At 40.2% G+C, this 7,750-nt stretch carries 8 protein-coding genes and 1 tRNA gene; 2 read left to right on the top strand and 7 right to left on the bottom strand.

Annotated elements, in window-relative coordinates; all coding sequences use genetic code 11:
* Positions 1-228 precede the first annotated feature (228 nt).
* From hemG to DPV85_RS09545, 3 genes are read right to left on the bottom strand one after another with little or no spacing between them, the layout of a single operon-like run.
* A complete protein-coding gene (gene hemG / locus DPV85_RS09555; protein ID WP_111327841.1) occupies positions 229-735 on the bottom strand; it encodes a menaquinone-dependent protoporphyrinogen IX dehydrogenase in 507 nt (168 codons plus the stop codon).
* On the bottom strand, positions 735-2,198 hold the full coding sequence (locus DPV85_RS09550) for a TrkH family potassium uptake protein (RefSeq protein WP_165816497.1): 1,464 nt from the start codon (positions 2,196-2,198) through the stop codon (positions 735-737). The genes hemG and DPV85_RS09550 overlap by 1 nt, the downstream gene beginning before the upstream one ends.
* Positions 2,199-2,208: 10 nt before the next feature.
* Positions 2,209-2,820 carry a YigZ family protein gene (locus DPV85_RS09545; protein WP_111327839.1) on the bottom strand — a complete coding sequence of 204 codons (612 nt, stop codon included), beginning with the start codon at positions 2,818-2,820 and terminating at the stop codon, positions 2,209-2,211.
* A gap of 116 nt (positions 2,821-2,936) precedes the next feature.
* Between DPV85_RS09545 and tusA the strand changes: the two genes are divergently transcribed.
* Positions 2,937-3,176, top strand: a complete 240-nt coding sequence (gene tusA / locus DPV85_RS09540; RefSeq protein WP_005697464.1) for a sulfurtransferase TusA — start codon at positions 2,937-2,939, stop codon at positions 3,174-3,176.
* Between the two features lie 28 nt (positions 3,177-3,204).
* On the opposite strand, the gene DPV85_RS09535 is transcribed toward tusA, so the two are convergent.
* The 3 genes from DPV85_RS09535 to selA are packed head-to-tail and all read right to left on the bottom strand — an operon-like array spanning position 3,205 to position 7,354.
* The gene (locus tag DPV85_RS09535; RefSeq protein ID WP_111327838.1) at positions 3,205-4,107 is read right to left on the bottom strand and encodes an RsiV family protein; all 903 of its coding nucleotides are present in this window, start codon (positions 4,105-4,107) and stop codon (positions 3,205-3,207) included.
* Between the two features lie 8 nt (positions 4,108-4,115).
* Positions 4,116-5,975: a selenocysteine-specific translation elongation factor gene (gene selB, locus DPV85_RS09530; protein WP_111327837.1), complete on the bottom strand. Its 1,860-nt coding sequence runs from the start codon at positions 5,973-5,975 to the stop codon at positions 4,116-4,118.
* Positions 5,972-7,354, bottom strand: a complete 1,383-nt coding sequence (selA, locus tag DPV85_RS09525) for an L-seryl-tRNA(Sec) selenium transferase (protein WP_111327836.1) — start codon at positions 7,352-7,354, stop codon at positions 5,972-5,974. The genes selB and selA overlap by 4 nt, the downstream gene beginning before the upstream one ends.
* 72 nt (positions 7,355-7,426) lie before the next feature.
* Between selA and DPV85_RS09520 the strand changes: the two genes are divergently transcribed.
* Positions 7,427-7,521: transfer RNA gene (locus DPV85_RS09520), tRNA-Sec, on the top strand.
* 151 nt (positions 7,522-7,672) lie between these two features.
* Here the strand turns inward: DPV85_RS09520 and DPV85_RS09515 are convergent.
* Positions 7,673-7,750 (bottom strand): EF-Tu C-terminal domain-related protein (locus DPV85_RS09515; RefSeq protein ID WP_457758357.1); only part of this gene is annotated, 78 nt, incomplete at its 5' end.

The following is a 7,750-nucleotide window of genomic DNA, read 5'->3' as shown; positions in this document are numbered from 1 at the left end:
TCAATCAACAAGTGCCCACACAGATTGTCTGATATATTGTTAAAGAGCAAAAAATAACGACGCACTGGTTTTTCTTAAGATTCACAACAGCGCGTCGTTGTGTGGGGCGTATTATAGGCATTTCAGACGCCTTTGCAAGATCTTTTTGTAAAAAAATGTAAATTTTTTATTGGTTGAAGATCTTTTAATCAAATCGTCTAAAAAACACAATTTTTATGGTGTTTTATTCTACGAATTCAGACTTTCTACAAATGCCTTTACTTTTCCCCAGTTGGTATATTCAATTTCTTTGGTCGCATCAGTTTCGCCACCTGTAATTTTCATAATCAATTGGATCATGATACGATCAATCCATTTATAGCGTGGATATAGCAATGCACCTGCAAATACGCCGACTTTTGCCGGAGTCCATTTTATGCGTTGAAGGAACTTACGAACATAGACATTTCCCTCTGGTGTATCTTTCCCTTCTTTTCTCGCAGTTAAACCTACACCAAAAAAGACCGCACTTTTTGCATTCAACAATTCGTGATGGCGTTCTACAAAACGATACACTTGTTTATTAAAGTGACCATAACGAACAGATGCCCCAATAATCACCCGATCAAAAACTTGAAGATCTTGCTCTTCCATTAACGGTGAAACCACTACTTCTCCTTCAAGATACTGAGCCATAAACTCAGCAATCTTTTTAGTTTGTCCATCACGGCTTGAATATAAAATTAATGTTTTCATTATGCCTTCCAAAACGCCGGGGTGAAGAGCGCCAATAATGTAAAAATTTCTAAACGACCGCATACCATCGCAATGGTGAGTACCCATTTAGCACTATCTGGCATCGCCGTCATATTGCTGCTTACTGAACCTAATCCCGGTCCAAGGTTATTAATACTTGCTAATACCGCATTAAAGGCATCAAAAGGTTCGACACCACATGCAATCACACTTAATAAACAAATAGTGAATACCAATAGATACGCTGAGAAAAAGGCCCAAATACTCCCAATCACTCGTTCATCCAGGACATTTTTACCCCATTTAATTGGATACACTAAATTAGGGTGTACAAATCGTTTCAGTTCTCTTGCACCTTGAAGATATAGCACTAAAATTCGTGCAACACGCAAACCGCCACCGACTGAGCCTGCACAGCCACCAATAAAAGAGGCAATAATTAATAACATCGGCACAAAAGAAGGCCACTCAGCAAAATTCGATGTAGTGTAGCCTGTTGTCGTTGAAATTGATACGGCTTGGAATACAACTTGCTCAAAATCTTGCCATGAGGAATCAAAATATTGATGGCTTATCATCACCAATGTACAAACCACGATAAGCAAAATTTGAATGCTCATAAAGAATCGGAATTCTGGATCTTTTGTGTAAATCTTCAAAATATTTTCTCGTCCTAAAGTCGAAAATGCTCTGAAGTGCAATGCGAAGTTACAAGCAGAAATCCACAAGAAAATAACCGTGATAAAATTAATCGCCGAGCTATTAAAATAGCCGATACTGGCATCATGCGTAGAAAAGCCGCCAATGGATACCGTCGAGAAACTATGTGTAAGTGCATCAAACGGTGTCATGCCTGCTAGCCAATAAGCCAAGGTACAAGACATGGTTAAAAAGAAATAAACAAACCACAATGCCTTTGCCGTTTCCGCTATCCGAGGTTGAATTTTCTGATCTTTCATTGGGCCAGACATTTCAGCACGGTATAACTGCATTCCGCCAATACCTAATAAAGGAATAATCGCAATCGCAAGTACGATGATCCCCATGCCGCCTAACCATTGTAGAAATTGACGGTAAAACAGAATGGCTTTCGGTAAATTATCTAACCCAGTCATGACTGTGGCGCCCGTGGTTGTTAACCCGGAAAACGCCTCAAATACGGCAGAAGCCACCGTTAAATGAGGTGCATCAAATAATAACAATGGTAAGGTTGCTAACCCGCCAAGAACGAACCAAAATGCCACCACAATTAAGAATCCATCACGAGACCGCAATTCTTGTTTGTGGTGATGACAAGGCCACCAAAGCAACATGCCCACGGTTAAGCTCAATGCAAAAGCTTGCATAAACGCTTTACCGCCGCCATCGCCATAAATAAGCGCCACAAAGGCTGGAATCAGCATCGTGCCGGAAAAGCACATAATCAAAATGCCGATAATCCGAATAATGGATAAAATATGCACAATATCTCGCTTAATTCATTTCTTCTAATTTCAACGTTCCTGCCGAACGCTCAATTAATGCTTGTTCAAAAGGTTTAATTTGATCTTCACTAATGCCTAACTGCAATGTAATCTGCACTTGAAAATCTTGCTGATAAATTTCAATTTGATGCTGTTCACATAAAATTTGGATCCAATTTAATTGTGCATAATCACAATGAACTTGGAATAACTGACGTTCTACTTTTCGTTCAGTTTCTAATAATTTTAAAGCTTGCTGAACACCATTTCCATAAGCACGAACCAAACCGCCCGTGCCTAATAAAATGCCACCATAATAACGAACAACTACGGCACTAATCTCACCAATTTGGCTACCTTGCAAAGCGGATAGCATCGGTTTCCCTGCAGTGCCCGCTGGTTCACCGTCATCGGAAAAGCCTAATTGTTGAGAATCCGTTGGCTTGCCTGCCACTGTTGCCCAACAATGATGGCGGGCATTAGGGTGCTGCGCTTTAATTTCTGCCCCAAAAGCTTTGGCTTGTTCAAGCCCTTCCGTATGTTGCAAATACGTGATAAATCGACTTTTCTTAATTTCTTCTTCAAAAACAACCGCACTTTTAGGGATAAGGTATTCAGCCATGAAATAATTGTTCAAATGAATTTGTTGCGTAGTTTATCATTGATAGCGGATTTATCGAAATTTCCCCATAATTATTGTATGATGTAGCTCAATTTCAATAAAACTAATGAATAACCATGACTGAAATTACTGTCGATAAAACCCTTGATACCGTTGGTTTACGTTGTCCTGAACCCGTGATGCTCGTGAGAAAAAACATTCGCCACATGAATGAAGGTGAAGTGCTGCTTATTTTGGCGGACGACCCTGCCACGACTCGCGATATTCCCAGTTTCTGCCAATTTATGGAACATACGCTTTTAGCGAGTGAAACCCAAGATACACCTTTTAAATACTGGGTGAAAAAAGGCCAATAAAAATGCGGCCATTATTGACCGCACTTTGTTATTCTGCCGTATTACTCGAAACGGGGTAATATTTTTTCTGAATAAATTCAGGCTTCAATAAAGCAGGGGCATTCCACCACTCAATCACAAGCTCCTGTGGTCCTTCTGCATAAGACGCAATTTCATACACGTTATACACAAAGTGAATCCCATCATGATCTAAATAGAAATTATCGGTCACTTCAAAAGCGTCTTTTGATGTAAATGCTTCCTCATCTTGTACCTCTCCATATCGAGTATTACGTTCCCAAAGCAGCTCTTTTAATTTAGCTTGCTGATTTGGTTTAAACACATCATCAAATGAAAGTAGTTTTTTTGTTTCTAAATCAATATTAAGATAATGGTAGCCCCCAACGCCATGAGCGCCACCGCCATAGCTGTAATAATTTATTAAAAATACAGCAAGCTTACCTCTTTGGTGACTAAATGCTAAATCTAAAGTTTCATCAACACCAATTATAGGAGATTCCAACATCTCTTTTTTAGCTTCATCATATTCTTTCTGATAATCCGCAATAAGTTGCTCGCGGCTTCTTGGTTTACCATCAGCATTTTTGGAAATTTGTTCTAAAAGTAGTGTATCTAACCATTCAATATTCGTTTTTAGTGTAGAAATGCTGTAATGAAGTTTACCTTCTACAGGCACATATTCATCTTCTTTGGGTGATTTAGGATATTTGATGGTTTCCTCTTTATCAAAAATCACATCATCTTGAGCAATAATTGCTGGAATAACCTTCTCCGCCTTTTCTTTTTCAGCTTTTAATTGCGTATTTTCTGCCGTTAGTTGTGCAATTGTCTGTGTTTGTTGCTCAATGGTTGCTTTCGTTTCTTTATCTTCGCAACCTGTTACAGTAAAAAGTGCGGTTAAAATTAAGGCTGAAATGAATGTTTTTTTCATGTTTTATCCTATAAATCAAATGTATCTTTATCACGTAGAATGTGATCATTACCTTTACGGCGTAAAAAGCCAGTACGGTCAAAATATTCCATTAATTGCACGGTCAGTTTTCGACCAAAGTTCAGTTTATCACGTAATTCATTAACCGCAATCTTACCTTCCTCACCTGCCATTTGCTTGATCAAGCGCGCATAAGCATAAATGCTTTCAGTCAGGAAAAAACGATCTTTTACGATTGGTGTAAGATAGCCCAATTTACCCGCTTTATACATAAAATTACGCATCACACTTTCATCTTGCGCCAAGGCTGTTGCCATATCTCGCACCCAAATCGCTTGACCATGCGCTTTCTCAAATTCAGCTAACACCGCTTGCCATAAGCTTTGCTCTTCGGCTGAAAATTGGATTTTGTGTGAAGGCAAATGTAACCAACCACGAGTCTGCTGCAATTGGCCTTCATCAAGCATTTCTTCAATAAAATGATAAATCAGATTTTCCGGTTGGTTTAGTGTCGCAATACGGTATAAGCGAGCCTTACTCAAACCTAGCTGATCATTATGTTGCTCATGATAGATAGCAAGTGCGGTCAAAATTTGCTGCGTTTTTTCGCGTTGATAATCGCGATTAAAACACCAATTTTGGAAACGGATATCGCCATTCTCGGCCAATGCTTCAGCCAGCTGATTTTCGGTTAGTTGCTCACTCCACATTAAAGCTTGAGCTGAAATCGCCTCTTTTTGTAGGGTCAATCCGATACGTTGTGTGGCGGTTTGAGCCTGATTAAGTTTAGCCAAGAACGCTAGACGAGCTTCTGTGCGCTTATAACGTTTTGGTGAATGAATTTCGAGTACCTTGGCACCACCAATTAACGCTTTCGCATCACCACTACGTAAAATTAATTTATCCCCGAAAGCTAAAAATAATGGTTGTTCTAAAATTACCTCCGCCAAAGTGCGGTCATTTTTCATTGCATTTTTGCTTTCAAGCAAGGTGAGCTTACCCGTCGTACGGCTTGCCGCATGATAAATGTGTACAGGCTGACTGTCTTTCAAATTCACTTCAGGTGTAATTTCAATGGTAATACGATCGGTTGGCTCAAGTGGTTCTGAAGCTAACAACCAATCGCCGCGCTGCATTGGAATACGATCTAAATCAACGTTTAAATTGAGCGCTAAGCGTTGACCAGCCAAGCCTTTTTCGCTCGGCGTATTCTGAGCATGAATATTCTTAACGCGAACCTTTTGTCCCGTAGAAAGGAAGAGTTCATCATCAATGGCCACTGTTCCCGCAAATGCTGTGCCCGTTACCACTGTCCCCGCCCCTTTCACGCTAAAGACACGGTCGATGGCATAACGGAACGGTTTATCCATTTCAGCTAATTCAGGTAAATTGGCTAAATAATCGCGTAACGCATCAATCCCTAAGCCTGTTTGTGCCGATGTAATAAAATAATGAGATTCAGCTAAGAATGGATAATCCGTCTGAATTTGTGTTTTTAGTGTCTCAATTTGCTCATCAGTTGCTCGGTCTGCCTTGGTAATCACCACCATGATTTCAGTAAATTGAAGCTGACGTAAAATCGCTAAATGTTCTTTAGTTTGTGCGGCAATCCCTTCATCTGCTGCAACAATGAGCATCGCATAATGCACGCCACCAAGCCCCGCCAACATATTGGCGAGAAACTTTTCATGGCCAGGCACATCAATAAACCCGAGTACTTTCTCTTTTAAAGGCAAATAGGCATACCCCAAATCAATGGTCATGCCACGTTTTTTTTCTTCCGGCAAATGGGTGGTATTAGTGCCTGTCAGCGCTTGCAAAAGGGCTGTTTTACCATGATCGACGTGCCCTGATGTTACTATGATCATAATTTTTCCACCGTATCTAATAATACCTTAAAATCAGCCACGCTACGTAAATCTAACCAGATTTTTCCTTTCTCAACACGGCCGATTATCGGTTGTTCTAATTGCTTAAATGTAGTCAAAAGTGCGGTCAATTTTGCCTCTGTTTTTTCGGCAATCGTCACCGCGAGAGAAGGAATCGTGGCCATCGGTTGAGAACCACTCCCAATCTGAGCAAAGCTTTCTTCAATCTCAACCTGGTAATCTTTTAAACGATTTGCTAAACAGGCTTTAAGTTGTTCGGCTTTTTCTTTTAATACATCCATTGATTGAGTGAGCAAATGCAAAGTTGGCAATGTTTCAGTAAGCTTTTCAGGTTGGAGATAAAGGCGTAATGTTGCCTCAAGCCCGGCTAAAATCACTTTATCGCAACGCAATACGCGCTTTAATGGGTGAGCTTGTAACTGAGCAATCCACTCTTTTTTACCGACGATAATACCAGCTTGTGTTCCACCCAATAATTTATCACCCGAGAATGACACCAAGTTTACGCCTTGTGCGACTTTTTCTTGTACCGTTGGCTCATTCGGTAAATCATATTGGCTTAGATCAATCAATGCCCCACTACCCAGATCCGTCATCACTGGAATATCAAATTCTCGTCCTAGCTCAACCAACTCTTGTTCTGAAACCGAAGCGGTAAATCCACTAATATGATAGTTACTGCAATGTACTTTCATTAAGAAAGCGGTATTTTCATTGATTGCTTGACGATAATCTTTCAAATGTGTGCGGTTTGTTGTTCCCACTTCAACGAGTTTACAGCCTGCTTGAGCCATAATGTCTGGAATGCGAAATGCGCCGCCAATTTCAATTAACTCCCCGCGAGAAATAATAACTTCTTTATCTTTTGCAAAGGTGGCCAACATCAAGAGTACGGCTGCAGCATTATTGTTAACGATACAAGCGGCTTCCGCGCCCGTAAGTTGTGCAAGTAGCTCACTAATATAATTATCCCGATGACTGCGTTTGCCTTCTTCCAAATCATATTCTAGTGCCACGTTACCTTTCATCGCATGAAGTGCCGCCTGTTGTGCACTTTCAGCCCATAATGCTCGCCCTAAATTTGTATGTAATACCGTACCCGTTAAATTATGAACTGATTTAATTTGCACATGATTTTGTTGAGTCAATCGCTCTTGTAAATAATGCAATGTATTCAAATGATCGGCAAAAAAGTGCGGTAAATGTTGATGCTGTTTGATAAACTCTCGCCCATCAGACAATAATTGGCGCAATTCACGCACGACAGCTGAATGACCAAATTCAGTTAAAAGCATTTCACCTTCTGGTGTTTTTAAAAATTTATCTACCGAAGGAAGTTGTTGAAAAAGTGCGGTCATTTTTAATTCCTATTTCAAAATGGCGTTGAATTATAAACTAATTTACGCTAAAGTAACCGCAATTTCAATAACGGAAGGTCGTCATCTCCGGTGAGGTGGCAGGACTTCAAATCCTGTTGGGGACGCCAGCGTTCCCGGGTGGGTTCAACTCCCATGACCTTCCGCCACTTTTTTTCCTCTAACAAATATTTCTCTCTTCCTAACATTCACTTTTTTTAATTTGAATTTTCATTATAATTTTGCAGAATTTTAGGCAAACAAAAAGGCGCATCTTTCGATACGCCTTCTTAATCTAACTTGTTACAGTTAATACATCAATTATTTGATGATTTTCGCAACAACACCAGCACCTACTGTACGGCCACCTTCACGGATTGCGAAACGTAAACCTTGGTC

Source organism: Haemophilus parainfluenzae, from assembly GCF_003252725.1.
GTDB lineage: Bacteria > Pseudomonadota > Gammaproteobacteria > Enterobacterales > Pasteurellaceae > Haemophilus_D > Haemophilus_D parainfluenzae_L.
This window is presented reverse-complemented; position numbering and strand designations above follow the sequence as displayed.

Coding starts and splice junctions, on each gene's coding strand:
- DPV85_RS09535 (WP_111327838.1), bottom strand. CDS start 4,107: ATGAAAAAAACATTCATTTCAGCCTTAATTTTAACCGCACTTTTTACT.
- hemG (WP_111327841.1), bottom strand. CDS start 735: ATGAAAACATTAATTTTATATTCAAGCCGTGATGGACAAACTAAAAAG.
- tusA (WP_005697464.1), top strand. CDS start 2,937: ATGACTGAAATTACTGTCGATAAAACCCTTGATACCGTTGGTTTACGT.
- DPV85_RS09545 (WP_111327839.1), bottom strand. CDS start 2,820: ATGGCTGAATACCTTATCCCTAAAAGTGCGGTTGTTTTTGAAGAAGAA.
- selA (WP_111327836.1), bottom strand. CDS start 7,354: ATGACCGCACTTTTTCAACAACTTCCTTCGGTAGATAAATTTTTAAAA.
- selB (WP_111327837.1), bottom strand. CDS start 5,975: ATGATCATAGTAACATCAGGGCACGTCGATCATGGTAAAACAGCCCTT.